Below are 1,784 nucleotides of genomic sequence, written 5' to 3'. Positions count from 1 at the left end.
CCTCATACTCTGCCATTATCAAACTATGCTGCGTAGTTAGTTTAGATATGTTATCCATTTCATTGGCAAGCATGGATTTGTTTGCATTGGTGGATAGATCCAAAGCAATAAATTTCCGCATCAATGGCATTAGTTGATTAGGGTCTATGTTTTTTGTATTTTCCTTGGCTTTTTTTTGTCTTTCTAAATAGATGGTGTTAATCGTATTTGTATAATTTTTCGCTAAGCTCTTAAACTCTGGATATGAACCAGTAACTAATGCAAGCTCTTCGTACTTGAGGAATAAATCGGTCTTGCATTTTTTTACTATCATTTCAAGCTCTTCAACTCCTTTTTTTAACTCTGTATTTGCTTTAATAATAGACATTGGGAGAGCTTCATAATATTGGCCTAATTTTGAATCAGGGGTCATTGTCATATGTACTATTTCATTAGACATGAGCTGATAAGAACCAGATAACTCTCCATACTTTAGGAATAGTTCATTATGTGAAGTTGAACAAGAACTTTGTAATTCCATCATTGGCCTGAAGTAATCCTTTATAAGCTCCTCCTGAAGACCTTGATCTTTTTTGTAACTTTCTAGAATCCCAGCAAAAAGAAATGACCCTAAAGATATAGAGATTATGGCAATTATTAATTGACTAAGAAGGGATGGTGCTCCATTACTCATGAATTATCCTTAAAAACATAATACGGGAAAAAGTGGCTCTTGATACGGGAAAGCGACGGATCGCAAACAAACTTAACTGATGGATTAGCCATAGTCCAGAACCTTGTTTAAACACTTAGTATGACTGTATGCATCTTAGAAATTTGTACCAGTAACATTTGAAGCCTTGTAATTCATTTAAATCGAAGTCAGTTACTCGCTCATTTCAGACGTGACATGTTTCTTTTGACCTTACGATTGTGATGCCTCGATTAGCTCCGGACCCTGGTTCTTCACATTGCCCACGGCGCGTGACACAGCGTGCCAGATAAACTTGTCAGCTGGCACAGCACAATCGGCGGCTATCTCCTCAGCTTCTTTCCCGCCTATATCTTGGCGCATCCACTCCCGGGCCGCTTCAGGCGACAGAACCAGTGGCCGGCGGTCATGAATATCGACCAGACCATTATCAGCTGCGGACGTCACGATGAGAAAACCTTCTGCTTCATCTCCACGCTCGAACGGCGTGCTGCCGATCGCCGCCATAAAAATGGGCTGACCGTCTTCCCGGTGAATGAAATATGGCTGCTTCTTGTCGCCTTCCTTCTTCCACTCGAACCATCCATCAGCAAAGCAGATTGCCCGACCATGCTGCCAGAGATGTTTGAACATCCTGCTGGTGGCCGCTGTCTCGACGCGCGCATTTATCAGTGGTGCTTTATCCCACCACTCAGGCGCATAAGACCACAGGACCGGATCGAGATGCAGGTGCTCATTAAGTTCGCTCAACAGCAGGACTTTTGTGCCTGGTGCTACGTTGTATCGGCCAATAGGTTCCGGGTCGTACGGAATGTCGCGATCGGCTTCGTCAGCCAAATAGGCAAGATATTCTTCACGGGTTTGGGCTTGTGCAAAACGTCCACACATAGAAACCTCCAGTCGGATGTCAGACTGAAAGTATAGGGCAGGGAGAAAAATCAGCGCGCTGGTTAAGTCTTACAAACGGATTCGTGGCGATTATGATGATCGGGTAGAGAGGTGTAAAGCGGTGTGTTACGAAACTGGAAGGAGCTACGCAAAAGCGTGAATTTTGGGGGAAAATTTGGGGGCAAAATCGTGATGGGGGCATTAT

General features: G+C 43.7%; 2 protein-coding genes. Both read right to left on the bottom strand.

What is annotated here, in order from left to right:
* Nucleotides 1–673: hypothetical protein (locus UTO39_RS22240; RefSeq protein WP_320728125.1), on the bottom strand; the 673-nt coding region annotated here is incomplete at its 3' end.
* Nucleotides 674–904: 231 nt separating this feature from the next.
* A complete protein-coding gene (locus UTO39_RS22235; protein WP_320728124.1) occupies nucleotides 905–1,579 on the bottom strand; it encodes an SOS response-associated peptidase in 675 nt (224 codons plus the stop codon).
* Nucleotides 1,580–1,784: the final 205 nt, after the last annotated feature.

Source organism: Enterobacter sp. 118C5 (assembly GCF_034107645.1).
GTDB lineage: Bacteria > Pseudomonadota > Gammaproteobacteria > Enterobacterales > Enterobacteriaceae > Enterobacter > Enterobacter nematophilus.
The sequence above is the reverse complement of the archived record's forward strand: the minus strand, read 5'-3'. Positions and strand labels throughout refer to the sequence as shown.